Raw genomic sequence first — 16,174 nt, 5'->3', positions numbered from 1 at the left:
AGGGAAGGGGCTAGGGGTTAGGTTTCGACAACGCAGCGCGACAGACCTCTCCCTAAATCCCTCTCCTAAAGGAAAGGGACTTTGAAGGATTCATATTTTGATTCAGCAATGCCTACAAAAAATAGTTCTGCTGCGTTCTAATCCACAATCTGCCCCTCACCCAGGAAAGAGTTATGATCGTTGCATCTTTGCCCCAATCCTCTAGCGTGAATGCTGAAGAACTCCGTAAGTTACATGCCTATTGGTGTGCCGCAAACTATCTTTCAGTCGGTCAAATTTATCTCTTGGCAAATCCACTGCTCCAGGAACCTCTTACCCTAGAACACATCAAACCTAGGCTTCTCGGACACTGGGGAACAACGCCAGGACTAAACTTCATCTACGCACATCTTAACCGCGTTATTAAAGCCCATGACTTGAGCATGATTTACGTTGCTGGCCCAGGACACGGCGGTCCTGGGATGGTTGCTAACACTTATCTAGAGGGAACTTACAGCGAGCTATATCCAAATATCTCTGAAGATGCAGAGGGGCTGAGGCAATTATTCAAGCAATTTTCCTTTCCAGGCGGCATCCCTAGCCATGCGGCTCCTGAAACACCCGGTTCAATTCATGAGGGAGGAGAGCTAGGCTATGCCCTGGTTCATGCCTACGGTGCGGCGTTTGATAATCCTGAACTAATCGTAGCTTGCGTGGTGGGTGATGGAGAGGCTGAGACAGGGCCTTTAGCCACCAGTTGGCATTCTAATAAGTTTCTTAACCCAGCACGGGATGGCGCTGTGCTGCCTATTCTCCATTTGAACGGTTATAAAATTGCTAACCCAACTGTGCTAGCTCGATTACCACAAAGTGAGTTGGAGAGTTTATTTGTGGGCTATGGCTATAAGCCCTATTTTGTAGAAGGTTCTGAGCCAGAAGCTATGCATTCATTAATGGCAGAGACACTGGATACTATCACCACGGAAATTAAAGCGATTCAGCAAGAAGCCCGATCGCACGGATATCAGCAGCGGCAGCAGTGGCCTATGATTATTCTACGATCGCCTAAGGGTTGGACAGGTCCTCAAGAAGTAGACGGTAAGCAAATGGAGGGTTCTTGGCGATCGCATCAGGTTCCTTTAGCAGAGATGGCGAGTCATCCTGAGCATGTAAAATTGCTAGAAGATTGGATGAAGAGTTACCACCCCGAAACCCTATTTGATCAAAACGGTAAGCTAATCCCGGAACTCGCAGAACTTGCACCCAAAGGCGATCGGCGGATGGGGGCTAATCCTCATGCCAACGGCGGTTTACTGCTTAAAGATTTGAAGTTGCCTGACTTTCGAGAATATGGTGTTGAAGTCACGTTGCCTGGAACAGCGATCGCAGAATCCACTCGCGTTCTAGGGCAATTTCTGCGAGATGTCATGAAGCAGAACATGGATAGCCGTAACTTTCGAGTCATGAGTCCGGATGAGAATAACTCGAATCGTCTTAATGCAGTTTTAGAGGTGACTAATCGCGTTTCGACAGCTGAAATTTTATCCGATGACGATCACATCGATCCAGAGGGTCGTGTCATGGAAGTGTTAAGTGAACACATGTGTCAGGGCTGGTTAGAAGGCTATTTACTGACAGGTCGCCATGGTTTTTTCTCTTGCTATGAAGCTTTCATCCACATTGTAGACTCAATGTTTAACCAGCACGCTAAATGGCTTGAGAGTTGTATTGACATCCCTTGGCGCAGATCGATCGCTTCTCTTAACTACTTGCTTACTTCCCATGTTTGGCGACAAGATCACAACGGATTTAGCCATCAAGATCCTGGTTTTTTGGATGTTGTTACTAACAAAAAAGCAAAAGTGGTTCGTGTTTATTTACCGCCCGATGCGAATACACTTCTCTCTGTAGCAGATCACTGCCTTCGGAGTCGTCAGTATGTAAATGTGATTGTGGCAGGTAAGCAGCCAGAACTACAGTGGTTGAATATGGATGCAGCGATTAAGCACTGCACAACAGGTCTTGGTATTTGGGAATGGGCAAGTAATGACAATGGCGATGAACCTGACGTGGTCATGGCTTGTGCGGGTGATGTGCCTACTCTGGAAACTTTGGCTGCGGTCGATTTTTTACGCTGCCATCTCCCGGATATCAAAATTCGTGTAGTTAATGTAGTTGATTTAATGACACTTCAGCCCCAGAGCGAACATCCGCATGGTTTATCTGACGTTGATTTTGACTCTATTTTTACAACTGATAAACCTATTATTTTCGCGTTCCATGGCTATCCTTGGTTAATCCATCGACTCACTTACCGACGCACGAATCACAGTAATCTGCATGTCCGAGGATACAAAGAAGAAGGGACAACTACAACGCCTTTTGATATGGTAGTAATTAATGATTTAGATCGGTTTCATCTTGCTAATGATGCGATCGATCGCCTTCCCAAATTTAGAAGTTCAGGTGCTTATGTTAAACAACTCATTCGCGACAAGTGGGTTGAGCATCGGCAGTATATTATAACTGTCGGAAAAGATCTGCCTGAAGTTGAAGATTGGAAATGGGGATACTATCATTATTCTGCTCAAGAACCTCCATCATCTCTTCAAGCTAACTCTGAGGCTCATTCTTCTCCTTCGGTAGAAGGTGCAGAAGGCTCAGCCCGTTCAGATAATTAATCCTCCCAAACTACAGAGATAGATAGTAGAGGTCTATATCTTAAGTCAGATGCCTCGCCATAAGAATATTTTTAGAATACTCGCGTGTTCTATATTATGCGCGAAGTAGAGGTAGATTATGACTCAAGTTGTTGACAGAATTGAGCAATCTGGTAATCGTCCTAGTGATCCCAGAAATAGAGAAGTTGTGCATCCTGTTGCAGATGTTCAATACGGTGATTTGCTAACGCCGATCAACTCTTCTCCGCTCGTAAAAGCAATCATGAGTAATCTATCTGCTTACCGCAGTGGTCTCTCGCCATTACGCAGAGGTATTGAAGTAGGCGTTACTCATGGGTATTGGCTGGTTTGTCCTTTTGCAAAATTCAATCCTTTGCGTTATACCTCTGTGGGTACATTCGGTTCATTACTATCAACATTTGGACTTATTATTATCTCTACAGTGCTGATTGTGCTTTATGCAGCCAGTCATCCTCCTGCACCTTTAACTGCAACTGCCACTCCAAATCCTCCGGATGCCTTTAAATCTCAGAAAGGCTGGAACGATTATGCGGGTGGTTTCTTTATCGGGGGAGTGTTGGGTGCGATCGCAGCCTTTCTAATTTTGGTAAATTTTGATGTACTCAGAAACTTCCTGACTTTGATCGGTGCGAAGTAGCTGAACCCGGACTTGTCAAAATTAGCTATTTAACAGGGAATCTAATGCAACTTAAGCCGATCGCTGACCAGATCGTTGTTATTGTGGGTGCCTCTAGTGGAATTGGGCGAGAAACCGCTTTACGTTTTGCTAGAAGAGGGGCAAAGGTGGTTGTCTCTGCGCGCAGTGAGTCAGGGCTTTTGTCTTTAGCTCAGGAGATTCAGCAGTTTGGAGGAGATGCTATCTCAGTTGTTGCTGATGTTTCTATTTTCGATCAAGTGCAAGCGATCGCAGACAGAGCGATCGCAGCTTACGGACGAATTGATACTTGGATTAATGCTGCTGCCACTGCCGTTTTTTCAACTTTCGAGCATCTTACTCCAGAAGAGTTTAAGCGTATTATCGACGTTAATTTAATGGGACAAGTTTATGGTGCAATGGTAGCTTTGCCACACCTGAAGCGTGAAGGGCAAGGAGCACTCATCCATATTTCTTCAATGGAGGGTAGACGTGGTCTACCTTTTCAAAGCGCCTACTCTTCTTCAAAGCATGGTCTAGAAGGCTTCTTGGAAGCTTTAAGGGTTGAGTTACAACATGACGGAATTCCGATTAGTGTCACTAGCATTAAGCCCTCTGTCATCAACACGCCTTTTTACAATAAAGGCAAAACTAAACTTGGGGTTAAACCGACAGGAATTCCGCCCTATTATGAACCCAGCTTAGTTGCAGATGCCATTCTTCATGTTGCTGAGCATCCAACTCGCGATTTTATTGTAGGTGATGTTGGAAGAGTCTTGGATGTACTGCAACGAGTTTCTCCGGGGCTAGTAGATGTTTTATTAGTTGCAGTTGGATTTCCGTTGCAAAAAACAAATGAACAAAAGACGGAAGATGACTCTAATAACCTCTATGAGCCAGTCCCACAGTATGACACGGTAGAAGGAGATTTCGGGCATTTAATTGTCCCTAGTGTCACTGACTGGATCGATCGTCATATCCCTTCTTGGGGAACAGCCGTAGGAGTCTTAGGCATCGTTGGTCTAGCTTTGTTGGCTTTAGGAACCTTCAAGAATGAGCAGCAAATTTAGATTCATTTCAGATCAGACTCATTAAATTATTGGAGCGGTTTATGGAAGAGATCACAAGTTCACAGAACCCTACCAGTGAGCCTAACAGCAACCTTGGTGAAAATGAGCGTTTAACCTCTCTTCTTGGGGGAGGAGCACTTGTTTTAATGGGTTTAAGGCAGGGTTCCTTACGAGGCGCTTTGACGGCGCTAGCAGGGGGCGGTTTGTTGTATCATGGTGCAACTTCCAAGAAGAGTATTACTGATACTGTGAGTGAAGCTGTGGGAGTAGGTCAATCTGTAAAAGTTGAGAAGTCAGTATCGATTTTGAACAAGTCCCCAGAAGAGTTATATCAGTTTTGGCATAACTTTGAAAACTTGCCTTCTTTCATGAAGCATTTGCAGTCAGTGACAGTGCTTGATGAACAGCGATCGCATTGGGTAGCGAACGCTCCTGGGAATGCGACTGTTGAGTGGGATGCAGAGACTGTAATTGATGATGCAGAGAATCATCTGATTGCTTGGAGTTCGCTTCCTGGCGCCACGATTGATAACTCTGGCTTCGTTCGTTTCCAGGCTGCTGCTCCGGGGCGTGGCACTGAAGTGAAAGTAGTCCTAGAGTATACTCCGCCAGGTGGCATTGTGGGTGTAACAATTGCTAAGTTGTTTGGGGAAGAACCTGAACAGCAGCTAGGCGATGATCTTCGACGCTTTAAGCAAATCATGGAAGCAGGAGAAATTGCGACTACTGAGGGTCAGCCTTCAGGAAGGGGTAGAGAGGGAAGTACCGCCTGATTTGAGCTTTTGCTTAATTTTGAAGCTTTACTAACTGTGATTTTATTTACTAATAATGAGGACAACATTTCATGAAGGCATTATGCTGGCATGGCGCTAATGATGTGAGAGTTGACACAGTTCCTGATCCCAAAATTTTGAATCCTCGCGATGCCATTATTAAGGTCACTTCTACGGCGATCTGCGGCTCTGATCTACACATTTATGATGGCTTTATCCCCACAATGAAATCGGGTGATATTTTGGGTCATGAGTTTATGGGGGAAGTAGTGGAGCTAGGTGCAAATGTTAAAAACTTGCAGATTGGCGATCGCGTTATTATCCCATTCACAATTTCGTGCGGAGGTTGTTTTTTCTGCAATAGCGATTTATGGTCATTGTGTGACAACAGTAATCCTAACGCTTGGATGGTAGAGAAAATTATGGGTCACTCTCCTGCCGGGCTATTTGGCTACTCTCACCTATTCGGGGGGTATGCAGGCGGACAGGCTGAGTATGTACGTGTTCCCTTTGCTGACGTAGGTCCTTTAAAAGTCCCCGATGGGCTGACTGATGAGCAGGTTCTCTTCTTAACAGATATTTTTCCAACTGGCTATATGGCAGCAGAAAACTGTCAAATTAAGCAGGGCGACATTGTTGCTATTTGGGGATGTGGTCCAGTTGGGCAGTTTGCCATTAAGAGCGCTTTTATGTTGGGTGCAGAGCGAGTCATTGCAATCGATCGCGTTCCTGAACGGCTCACTATGGCACAGGAATGGGGCGGAGCAGAGGTCATCAACTATGAAGAATTTGATGCAGGGGAAGCGCTTAAGGAAATGACTGGAGGACGGGGCCCTGATGCAGTAATTGATGCAGTAGGTATGGAAGCCCATGGGACAGGGGTTGATGCTTTATATGACAAGGTAATGCAAGCTGTCAAGATGGAGAGCGATCGCCCAACTGCACTTCGGCAAATGATTTTGGCTTGTCGCAAAGGTGGAAACGTGTCGTTAGCAGGCGTTTATGGTGGGTTTATTGATAAGTTTCCCATGGGGGCAGCATTCAATAAAGGCTTGAATTTCAAGATGGGACAAACCAACGTTCACCGATACCTCAATCCTCTATTAGAACACATTCAAAAAGGAGATATTGATCCGTCTTTCGTAGTTACTCATCAGATGAAACTGGATGACGCGCCCCATGGATATGAAATCTTTAAACATAAAAAAGAGAACTGCATTAAAGTAGTTCTCAAGCCATAGGGAACAGGTTTCATTAACTATAAAGAAATCCATAAAGAGACCTAGTTAGAAGCTAGGTCTCTTTATTTATTGTTTCGCAAATTTGAACGCTTCTTTCTACGCTTCTCGACGGCTATTGACACCAATCACCGCTATTTTGTGGCGATAAATTAATTCCGCGCCATACCAGCCACTTATTCCTAAAAGGGATGCCACAATGAGTGAAAGAATCAAACCCAGCGGCAAAATTGCGTTAACTGGATTGTCCCAGCGAATAGCCCAATTAACCAGGGTCAAAACTAGAGCAATGACATTACATACCATATGTACCCAGCCTGCCCGACGCTTACGAACTCGATCAATTCGTAAAAAATCTAACATGCCAGATAGCGCTGCAACAAGACCACTAATAAAACCTGCTCCAATTAGCCAGAGCGATGCCCTTGCCCAAAATGGATCAGAGGTTAGCCAATAGCCCAGGTCAGTACCCAAAACTCCAGTTAAAAAAGCAATTGGAAAGGTGACGATTAAAGGATGAAGAGGATGCGATGCGATCGCCACTGTGCTTGGAATACCACTATCTTGGTACTCACCCTCGTTGATTTCAATAAGAGGCGGTATGTTAGAAGTCTGTGTCATGGCTCCGTCCTAGTTTCGGTATGTCTATTCGTTCTTTTGGTCTGAAAAGCCCGGATTTCTTCCTAATTTTCTATAAAATCCTATTAATCGAGCATCTATCTTAGGGCGTGATCTTAATAAATCACCAAAAGAGGAAATCGTGGAAACTCTTTTCAACAGATCATTTGAGAGTACTTTTTGAATCTACGTCTTAAGATAGCTGTCTTTAGAGAGAAGAAATGATTTATTATGAGTAGATATTTCATGCAACCTGAACAGCTAAAATGCGAGAAAAAGTTAACTCTCAGCAAGAACCCGAACCTATTAAGAGCCATGCACAATCGCTAGGTTATACCTTTAATCGGTTCATGGTTATTCTTGCTCGGCTTATTATCATGGGCTTAATTGCGAACTTAACAATTAAAGCGTTTTTAGTGAGTCCAGAGGTAGGCTTCAAAAGCATTGCAGCAATCATACTTCCGCTCTTATTAACAGGCTATATTTCTTTTTCTAATAAGGCTCACCACTTAACAAGACCTTCCAGTGAAGTACTGAATGTTTTCCTCTATTTATTTTCAGCCGGCTGGTTACTGGGGCTGATGGTTTTAATTAGATATGTTATCTATTACTCGAATCGCAGCTTGCCGATTGGAGAATTTGCGCTTTCTATAACGCTTAGCATTTTTGTGTTCATTTCTGAACGTATTGCTTTTAAGTCTTTAGTGGCTTGCGCTTACGGGCTAGTCTCTGGATTTCTTTTCTTCATTTTATTTTTCGGTGTACCCGCGTAGGCTTATCATCTCATGTAAAAATTTGCCACAGGATTTATGATCGTTAACTTAATTGAAAATGGTTGGGAAGTAATTTATCATCGGGCACACGCTCTTCTAGCTGCACAAATTGGTGGGCATTGGCGTAGGAGAGACTTCCCCGAAAGAATATATGAAACCTTAGCAGCAATTTCTCACCATGATGATTTAGAACGTGAGTGGGAAGGTCATCAGCTTACTCCTGCTGGTGCTCCTCTAGACTTTATGCTTGATCCAGAGAACTCAATTGAGAAATTAGAGGAACACATTCAACAAGCCCGTTATCGAGGTCGTTGGGTCACACTATTAACCTCTAAACATATCTGTTTTATCTGTCAATCTAAACAAGATGAGTCTACTGAATGGAAGCGCTTCTTTAAAGGACAAGCACAGCTACAGGAAGAGTACTGTCAGGGATTAGGGATAGAGCACGACGAAGTGGAGCGGGCTTACCAGTTTATGAGATGGTGCGATCGCCTCTCCTTAATTCTGACGCAAAAACAGGTTCCTCAGGTCAGCCGTGCCTTAGAAATTACGAGTGGCATTGATGGGCAGCGCTATGATTTGCGACAGCTTAGCGACGAATCGATTACCGTAGAGCCTTGGCCCTTTGAAGATGATAAATTCATTGTCAACGTTGAAGCTTGTCTATTATCAAAGCTTAAGTACGAGAGTACAGAGGAATTGGCATCCGATCTTAAAGAAGCTCCTGTAACTCTTCTAGAATGGACATTTGCCAAAGAAATTAATCTTTAGAAATTTCTCCTGTAATAATTGTTCCTTAATTACCAAGCAAGGGGTTTAGATAGAATAGGCAGAGCAAGCGCTGCGAACTAAAAGATCCCGAAGACACCATCTGAGAATGCTAGTCATAAAGTTTATCAGTTAGTAGAAACCTTGGAATTATTAGATTGTGCAACTGGCTTAAAAGTGGTGAGATCGATTGAGCATTTTCTCAATCATTCGGTTATGACAGAGGCTGCCTAAATAAGAATTCTGGCGGTGCTGAATGAAAGTATGAATTTGCTCAAAGCCCCTTTCCTTCAGGAGAGGGGTTGGGGAGAGGTCTGTCTCGCTGCATTGGCTCAACCTAACCCCTAGCCCCTTCCCTAAAAGGGCAGGGGAACCGGATTTTCATGCCTTCTCATTCAACAACGCCAGAATTCTAATGGTTAACCTCAAGCATCAACTGAATCCTTTAAACTTATGATGGAGTTACCTAAACCTACTCTTATTTTTGGCGAGATGTTTCTGGTGTCAGTTATTTCTCAGGATATAGTGTGTTGCCCGATCGCGTAGAGGCATCTCCTTGGAGTAACCAGCATTTTCTGCAAAAGTCGATCGTTCTTGGCGAGATTTTAAGCATGATCAAAGCATTGCTTGGGCGATTGGAAGCGAGTTCTCAAGGGACATTTACTAATGAGCCAACTGCTCCCAATAGAATGCTTAATTTAGAGAGAAGAATTCTTCGGCAGTGGAAGGATGAATGCCAATATTTTTATCGAACTCAGCTTTAGTCATTCCCTGCTGCACAGTTATTGCTAAACTTTGTACAATCTCTGCTGCATTCTCCCCAACCATGTGAATTCCAAGCAAGCGATCGGATTCTCTTTGCACCACTAGTTTCATTAAGGTCTTTTCAGAGCAATGGCTTAGGCTATAAAACAAAGGCTGAAACTCACTGCGATAGCACTTAACCTGGTCTTCACTATACTTTGCTTGGGCTTGAGCTTCACTGAGTCCTACTGCTGCTGCCTCCGGTCGAGAACACACTGCCGAGAGCGCCAAATCATAATCGACAGTGCAGGGTTGATTGCCAAATTCACTATCGGCAAAAGCTCGTCCTGCTGAACGCGCCAGGGTCGTTAGCTGGACTCGGCTAGTGCAGTCACCAATCGCAAAGATGTGGGCTTGACTGGTGCGGCTATGATCATCGACCTCGATCGCCTTATCGTTAATTTCGATCGCTGCCTTCTCTAACTGTAAGCCTTCTAAATTAGGAGTACGACCTGTTGCACATAGCACCACATCAGCCGTTAACGGCTCAAAGCGATCGCCTTCTATCATTAAACGCAAGCCTTCCGAAATCTGTTCAATTGACTGAACATTTGTATTGCACAGAACGGAAATGCCGCGTTGAATCAAACCATTCTGAACGGCAAGTCGCACGTCATCATCAAAGCCACTTAAGATAGCGTTATCATGATCTATCAAAGTCACCTGGGTACCTAACGCCTGTAAGATGCTGGCAAATTCCACGCCAATGTAGCCACCTCCAATAATTGCAATCTGGCTTGGTAACTGCTTCAGATCGAACATATCATTGGACGTTAGAGCATGTTCAATGCCCGAAATCTTTGGCTTGATCGGTTTACCGCCTACAGCAATTAAAATCTTATTTGCAGTGATGGAGCGATCGCCTACCTGTAGTGTATGAGCATCCGCGAAGGTCGCTCGCTGTGGGATAAAGTCAATGCCAGCATCTTCTAAAGTTCGCTGATGTACCTGACGCAATCGCTGAATTTCTTGATCTCTAAGCCCAACGAAGCGTTGCCAATCAAACTGGACTCTTGCTTGACTCCACCCATAGTCAACTTCAGTCTTGGTCAAATGAGCAAAATCTGCTGCATAAACCATAAGCTTTTTAGCAATGCAGCCTCGATTAACACAGCACCCGCCTAATTCAGACAAATCAGCAATTCCCACCCTAGCGCCATACTGGGCAGCCCGCTTAGATGCTGCCAATCCTCCGGGCCCTGCTCCAATTACAAATAGGTCATAATCATAGCTCATGCAACACTACTCCAAGATTGACCATGCCTAAACTATACTTTGCTAGGTCATGACCTTTACCTCTACCCAAAGAGATATAAGGCAGCTTGAATAGTGCTTTTAAGGCATCGCGATTTCGCAGCAAGCTCTCAATGCCCATGACAGGGAGTAAGGGAGTTGCAATTAAATAACGCCCCGAACCGCCCCCTAAATCCCCCAGAATGGGGGACTTTGACAGGTTCGGAAGTCGCCCCAGAATGGGGGATTTAGGGGGCTGATAAGTCAATGCATCCCATTGGGGTTTTATTTTCACGCAACTCCTTAATAGCTTTACTGGTTGTAATTTCAACTTCTAAACAGCTTATTTTTGAAGCACTCCTGCTAAAGTCAAGAAGACCAGAAGCCAGGACAGAATAATGAAAGGTCAACCTAGTTGGCAAACGACTACGCTAGTTATTTTGCTGACAATTGCTGCATTTATTGGACTTAACTCCTTTGTTATCATCAACCCAGGAGAAGCAGGCGTATTGAGTACTCTTGGAAAAGCAAGAGATGGCGTACTGCTTGAAGGGGTTCACTTTAAGCCGCCCCTAATTTCAAACGTAGATATTTACGATCTGACTGTCCAAAAATTTGAGGTTCCTGCTCAAAGCTCAACGAAAGATTTGCAGCAGCTAACCGCCAGTTTTGCGATTAACTTTAGGCTTGATCCAGTTCAGGTCGTGGCTATTCGACGAACTCAAGGAACGTTACAAAACATTGTGTCTAAAATCATTGCACCCCAGACTCAAGAATCATTCAAAATTGCAGCCGCCCGACGCACCGTTGAAGAAGCGATTACTAAGCGTGACGAGTTGAAAAAAGACTTTGATATAGCCTTAGGAGAACGATTAGAAAAATACGGTATTATCGTGCTGGATACCAGTGTCGTCGACTTAAATTTCTCCCTTGAGTTTTCAAAGGCAGTCGAAGAAAAGCAAATTGCTGAACAACGCGCACAACGGGCTGTGTACATTGCGCGGGAAGCTGAACAGGAAGCTGAAGCAACGATTAATCGAGCGAAAGGACAAGCTGAAGCACAGCGCCTGCTGCGGGAAACCTTAACAGCTGAGTTATTGCAAAAGCAAGCGATCGAAAAGTGGGATGGAAAGTTTCCACAGGTACTAGGTGGCAACGGAGCCGTACCATTTCTAAATTTAGATACAAACCTAAGCCACAATTAGAAACCTGCGAGTAACAATACTCTGTTAGAGGATGTCTGAGAAGTATCAAAGATTCTTACACTCGCCCCCCAACCCCCCATTCTGGGGCAGGGCTGATCTATTAATTAGAGGAAAACCTCATAACCCCCATTCTTGGGTTTGAGCTTATATGGGTGTCTACCGATACTCAACAGAAGGATAAGGAGCATAGGTATTTTCCTTCTTTCAATAGATCAGCCCTGCCATTCTGGGGGACTTCCGCACCAGTCCCCCTTCAAAGTCCCCCAGAATGGGGGATTTAGGGGGCGGATTGGATAGCACCTAGACTTCTCAGACATCCTCTAAGAACTGGTTCGCTCGTCTACGGTAAATCAATTTCACGGGGCGATCGCTTTTGTTATTCAGTGCAACTCACATTCAAGTAAAAATAAATGGCTTAGAGCAGTTTTTGCTGTAGCCAAAGGGCTTCTGCAATTGCTTATTAAACTACTGCTCATCGCGCCCAAAACCACCCCCTCCTGGTGTTTCAATTACGAAAATATCACCTGCATTCATAGACACTTCTGCTTTACTGCCCAGAACTTCGATCGTGGCATTGCAGCGCTCAACGCGATTTTGCCCGATCACCCCTGATTCGCCCCCCTTTAATCCAAACGGAGGAATTACTCGATGTCCTGACAAAATTGCTGCTGTCATGGCTTCCCGAAATTGAATGCGCCGAATTACGCCGTTTCCGCCTCTGTGCCGTCCGGCACCACCGCTGTCGCTACGGATAGAGAACGATTCTACCAGCACTGGAAACCGCCACTCCAGCACCTCTGGATCAGTCAAACGCGAATTTGTCATATGGGTTTGGATTGCATCAGTACCATCGAAATCTTGCCCAGCACCAGAGCCGCCACAAATAGTCTCATAATACTGATGCTGCGCATTGCCAAAGGTGAAATTGTTCATAGTTCCCTGAGACGCTGCCAGGATGCCCAGCGCACCATATAAGGAATCGACGATCGCCTGAGAGGTTTCAACGTTACCAGCTACTACCGCAGCCGGATGGCGCGGATTAAGCATACATCCATCTGGAACAATAATGTTTAACGGTTTTAGGCAGCCTTCATTTAACGGGATATCATCATCTACCAAGGTGCGAAAGACATATAATACGGCAGCTTTACATACGGCAAGAGGAGCATTAAAGTTACTGGCTTGCTGAGGAGAAGTACCCGTGAAATCAATCGTTGCAGAGCGATCGCAATGATCAATACGAACACTAACTTGAATCTGACTGCTCTCATCAGTAGGATAGATAAAATCACCCGATTGCAACTGATCAATGACTCGCTGTACCGCAGCTTCTGCATTATCTTGCACATGCTTCATATAGGCGTTTACCTGGTTTAGTCCATACTGACTCACAATACGACATAGCTCTGTTACCCCTCTTTCATTGGCTGCAATCTGCGCTTGTAAATCCGCAATGTTCTGTCCTGGATTGCGTGCAGGGTAAATTCCTTTGGTTAACTCGCTTAATAATTGAGCTTCGAGGAATTGTCCTTGATCTACAAGCTGTTGATTATCAAGCAACACCCCTTCCTGCTCAACGGTAATGCTGTGCGGTGGCATAGAGCCAGGGGTAATTCCACCGATATCAGCGTGATGACCACGAGATGCAACGTAAAACAGAGGCATTCTCGCTTCTAAAAACACGGGAGTAATGACAGTAATATCTGGTAAATGGGTGCCGCCATTGTAAGGATTATTAGAAAGATAGACATCTCCTGGTTTGAGAACGCGACCTTTTGCCCGAATTAATGCACGAATACTCTCACTCATAGAACCCAGATGAACCGGAATATGAGGGGCATTAGCAACAAGCTCTCCGTGTGAGTTGAAGATGGCACAAGAGAAGTCTAACCGTTCTTTAATATTGACCGAGTAGCTAGTGTTTTGAAGGGTAACGCCCATTTCTTCAGCGATCGCTCGAAACAAATTGTTAAAAATCTCTAACCGTACAGGATCAGGTTTTTCGTCCCTCAAGTCTTCAATTTCTGTCTGAGAGTGCCGTACTAGAAACGATTCCTCTCGACTCAGTATTAAATGGTTTTGCCTGGTTAGTTCCGCATACCATCCCGGCTCAATCACGTTCGTCCCCGTTGCTTCCACAATCAACGCCGCTCCCCTAATGCGATCGCCCGGTTGCAAATCTTGACGCTGATAAACAGGAGTTTCGTGCCAATTGCCTTTGGTATAAATTTCGACCCTGGCAACAGGTTTTAGCGCTGTGGTTCTGGTTGGTGGGGCTACAGGTTCTATCAAATCTAGAGTTTTGCCAATGGCTTCGACCGAAACCGCTTCCACAATCAATTCCTTGTTGAACATTGTGAAGCTATATCGCTGGTGATAACTTTGCTCAAAATGCGATCGCATTCCTTTAAGATCAGCAAAATCTACTACCAGAGCCGAATCTGTGCCCTCGTATCGCAAATGGACTTTTTTCAAGATTTGAATGTGGCTATCCTCTATCCCTTGAGATACAATTTCATCTCGCGCAATGGTGGCTAACTCTACTAAAGTCTGCTGTAAAGTGGATATAGCCTCAACTGTTAATCGTACCTCTACAGCTTGTTCTTTCAGCGATCGCACATCCGCCAAGCCCATTCCATAAGCCGACAATACGCCTGCCAAAGAATGAATAAAAATCTGGGTCATCCCTAATGCTTCAGCAATTAAACAAGCGTGCTGACCTCCAGCACCCCCAAAACAGCACAACGTATATGCCATCACATCGTAGCCCCGTTGAACTGAGATCTTTTTAATTGCATTCGCCATTTTGTCAATGGCGATCGTCAAAAAACCTGCTGCAATTTGCTCAGGAGCCTGCAATCTACCCGTAGCCTGTTCAATTTCGTCCGCTAATGCGGCAAATTGTTGGCGCACCCCTATCGCATCAAGGGGTAGGTTTCCTTCTGCCCCGAATACTGTAGGAAAGTAATCAGCTTGAACCTTACCCACCATGACATTGCAATCTGTCACGGTTAAAGGACCACCCCGACGATAGCAGGCAGGCCCCGGGTTAGCTCCAGCAGAGTTAGCTCCCACCTGATAGCGAAACCCATCAAATGTCAGAATCGAGCCGCCGCCCGCTGCAACAGTATGGATCGCCATCATGGGCGCACGTAGCCGGACTCCTGCAACTTCTGTCTCGAAGGTGCGTTCATATTCACCATTAAAGTGTGAGACATCAGTAGACGTACCACCCATATCGAAGCTAATGATTTTGTTAAATCCTGCCATTATTGAGGTTTTGACTGCCCCAACAATTCCTCCCGCAGGCCCAGAGAGGATACTATCCTTGCCTTGAAATTGATAAGCGTTCGTGAGTCCACCATTCGACTGCATAAACATTAGTGGAGTCTCTTGCCCCAAATCCATGGCAACTTGCCGGACATATCGTCGCAAGATGGGAGATAGGTACGCATCGATCACCGTGGTATCTCCTCGGCTAACCAACTTCATGAGAGGACTTACTTGATGAGAAACCGAGATTTGAGTAAATCCCATCTCACGAGCGATCGCCGCCATCTGCTGTTCATGGGCTGGATAGTGATAGCTGTGTAGAAAAACAATGGCACAAGAACGAATCCCATCCGTGTAGGCAGCTTGCAGCGATCGCTTCAGCGCCTCATTGATCTGGATCGGCTCTAATACCTCGCCCTGTGCACTATAGCGTTCTTCTACTTCAATGACGCGCTCGTACAACATTTCCGGTAAAATAATCTGACGTGCAAAAATCTGAGGACGATTCTGATACCCAATTCGTAACGCATCTCGGAATCCTTTTGTGACCAGTAACAAAGTGCGATCGCCTTTACGCTCCAGCAGTGCATTAGTAGCAACTGTTGTTCCCATCTTCACTACTTCAACGCGATCGGGCGGAATAGGATCATTGACAGAAAGTCCTAAGATTTCTCGAATGCCCTGTACGGCTGGATCACGGTAACGCTCTGGATTTTCAGATAGCAGTTTACTTACCAAAATTTCACCGTCGGAACTACGCGCTACTATATCTGTGAATGTGCCGCCGCGATCGATCCAAAACTGCCAGCGCTTCTGTGCTAGGCAAGGTAAATGATTTATGTCGTTAAGACTCATCATCTTTAGCTCTAATTAAGAGTGAACAGAACATTAACTGATCAAAGTTACAAAAGCCTCATGCCTCCCCACGTCACGAATGTAAGAAGATAAGCCGCCAAAATAGGCATCATACTACTGTACATAGACTGTACATCGTATAATGCCTATCTCAAAATATTTAGCAAAGTAAGCGGTTAAGCCCTTAAGTTAAGCAAAATAAAAGTTCTAACCAAACTTCTTAGACGGATACTCAGCTACACTCCT

General features: G+C 45.0%; 12 protein-coding genes. 8 read left to right on the top strand and 4 right to left on the bottom strand.

What is annotated here, in order from left to right; translation table 11 throughout:
- The first annotated feature begins 173 nt into the window (after positions 1-173).
- From KME11_11045 to KME11_11025, 5 genes are all read left to right on the top strand, one after another.
- Positions 174-2,660 carry a phosphoketolase family protein gene (locus tag KME11_11045; protein ID MBW4515751.1) on the top strand — a complete coding sequence of 829 codons (2,487 nt, stop codon included), beginning with the start codon at positions 174-176 and terminating at the stop codon, positions 2,658-2,660.
- A 118-nt stretch (positions 2,661-2,778) separates the two neighbouring features.
- Entirely contained in the window at positions 2,779-3,318 is a 540-nt protein-coding gene (locus KME11_11040) for a photosystem I reaction center subunit XI (protein ID MBW4515750.1), read from the top strand.
- 44 nt (positions 3,319-3,362) lie between these two features.
- Positions 3,363-4,385: an SDR family oxidoreductase gene (locus KME11_11035; GenBank protein MBW4515749.1), complete on the top strand. Its 1,023-nt coding sequence runs from the start codon at positions 3,363-3,365 to the stop codon at positions 4,383-4,385.
- A gap of 41 nt (positions 4,386-4,426) precedes the next feature.
- Positions 4,427-5,158, top strand: a complete 732-nt coding sequence (locus KME11_11030) for an SRPBCC family protein (GenBank protein ID MBW4515748.1) — start codon at positions 4,427-4,429, stop codon at positions 5,156-5,158.
- 71 nt (positions 5,159-5,229) lie between these two features.
- Positions 5,230-6,399, top strand: coding sequence for a glutathione-dependent formaldehyde dehydrogenase (locus KME11_11025; GenBank protein MBW4515747.1), 1,170 nt, complete (start codon positions 5,230-5,232; stop codon positions 6,397-6,399).
- 96 nt (positions 6,400-6,495) lie between these two features.
- Here the strand turns inward: KME11_11025 and KME11_11020 are convergent, their stop codons facing one another.
- Entirely contained in the window at positions 6,496-7,017 is a 522-nt protein-coding gene (locus tag KME11_11020; protein ID MBW4515746.1) for a DUF2231 domain-containing protein, read from the bottom strand.
- Positions 7,018-7,280: 263 nt separating this feature from the next.
- Between KME11_11020 and KME11_11015 the strand changes: the two genes are divergently transcribed.
- Together KME11_11015 and KME11_11010 are read left to right on the top strand one after the other, a co-directional pair.
- Positions 7,281-7,787, top strand: coding sequence for a hypothetical protein (locus KME11_11015; protein ID MBW4515745.1), 507 nt, complete (start codon positions 7,281-7,283; stop codon positions 7,785-7,787).
- A 36-nt stretch (positions 7,788-7,823) separates the two neighbouring features.
- Positions 7,824-8,561: a DUF3891 family protein gene (locus KME11_11010; protein MBW4515744.1), complete on the top strand. Its 738-nt coding sequence runs from the start codon at positions 7,824-7,826 to the stop codon at positions 8,559-8,561.
- Positions 8,562-9,251: 690 nt separating this feature from the next.
- On the opposite strand, the gene gorA is transcribed toward KME11_11010, so the two are convergent.
- Entirely contained in the window at positions 9,252-10,598 is a 1,347-nt protein-coding gene (gorA, locus tag KME11_11005; protein ID MBW4515743.1) for a glutathione-disulfide reductase, read from the bottom strand.
- Positions 10,588-10,890 (bottom strand): hypothetical protein, encoded by a 303-nt coding sequence (locus KME11_11000; GenBank protein ID MBW4515742.1) that lies wholly within the window; start codon positions 10,888-10,890, stop codon positions 10,588-10,590. The genes gorA and KME11_11000 overlap by 11 nt, the downstream gene beginning before the upstream one ends.
- 103 nt (positions 10,891-10,993) lie before the next feature.
- Here KME11_11000 and KME11_10995 point away from each other — a divergent pair, with 103 nt between their 5' ends.
- The gene (locus KME11_10995) at positions 10,994-11,800 is read left to right on the top strand and encodes a prohibitin family protein (protein MBW4515741.1); all 807 of its coding nucleotides are present in this window, start codon (positions 10,994-10,996) and stop codon (positions 11,798-11,800) included.
- 465 nt (positions 11,801-12,265) lie between these two features.
- Here the strand turns inward: KME11_10995 and KME11_10990 are convergent, their stop codons facing one another.
- Positions 12,266-15,928, bottom strand: coding sequence for a hydantoinase B/oxoprolinase family protein (locus tag KME11_10990; protein ID MBW4515740.1), 3,663 nt, complete (start codon positions 15,926-15,928; stop codon positions 12,266-12,268).
- Positions 15,929-16,174: the final 246 nt, after the last annotated feature.

This window comes from Timaviella obliquedivisa GSE-PSE-MK23-08B (assembly GCA_019358855.1).
Classification (GTDB): domain Bacteria; phylum Cyanobacteriota; class Cyanobacteriia; order Elainellales; family Elainellaceae; genus Timaviella; species Timaviella obliquedivisa.
This window is presented reverse-complemented; position numbering and strand designations above follow the sequence as displayed.

Bases quoted from the DNA above. Each gene is read 5' to 3' on its own strand.
- KME11_11045 (MBW4515751.1), top strand. From the start codon at position 174: ATGATCGTTGCATCTTTGCCCCAATCCTCTAGCGTGAATGCTGAAGAA.
- KME11_11040 (MBW4515750.1), top strand. From the start codon at position 2,779: ATGACTCAAGTTGTTGACAGAATTGAGCAATCTGGTAATCGTCCTAGT.
- KME11_11035 (MBW4515749.1), top strand. From the start codon at position 3,363: ATGCAACTTAAGCCGATCGCTGACCAGATCGTTGTTATTGTGGGTGCC.
- KME11_11030 (MBW4515748.1), top strand. From the start codon at position 4,427: ATGGAAGAGATCACAAGTTCACAGAACCCTACCAGTGAGCCTAACAGC.
- KME11_11025 (MBW4515747.1), top strand. From the start codon at position 5,230: ATGAAGGCATTATGCTGGCATGGCGCTAATGATGTGAGAGTTGACACA.
- KME11_11020 (MBW4515746.1), bottom strand. From the start codon at position 7,017: ATGACACAGACTTCTAACATACCGCCTCTTATTGAAATCAACGAGGGT.
- KME11_11015 (MBW4515745.1), top strand. From the start codon at position 7,281: ATGCGAGAAAAAGTTAACTCTCAGCAAGAACCCGAACCTATTAAGAGC.
- KME11_11010 (MBW4515744.1), top strand. From the start codon at position 7,824: ATGATCGTTAACTTAATTGAAAATGGTTGGGAAGTAATTTATCATCGG.
- gorA (MBW4515743.1), bottom strand. From the start codon at position 10,598: ATGAGCTATGATTATGACCTATTTGTAATTGGAGCAGGGCCCGGAGGA.
- KME11_10995 (MBW4515741.1), top strand. From the start codon at position 10,994: ATGAAAGGTCAACCTAGTTGGCAAACGACTACGCTAGTTATTTTGCTG.
- KME11_10990 (MBW4515740.1), bottom strand. From the start codon at position 15,928: ATGAGTCTTAACGACATAAATCATTTACCTTGCCTAGCACAGAAGCGC.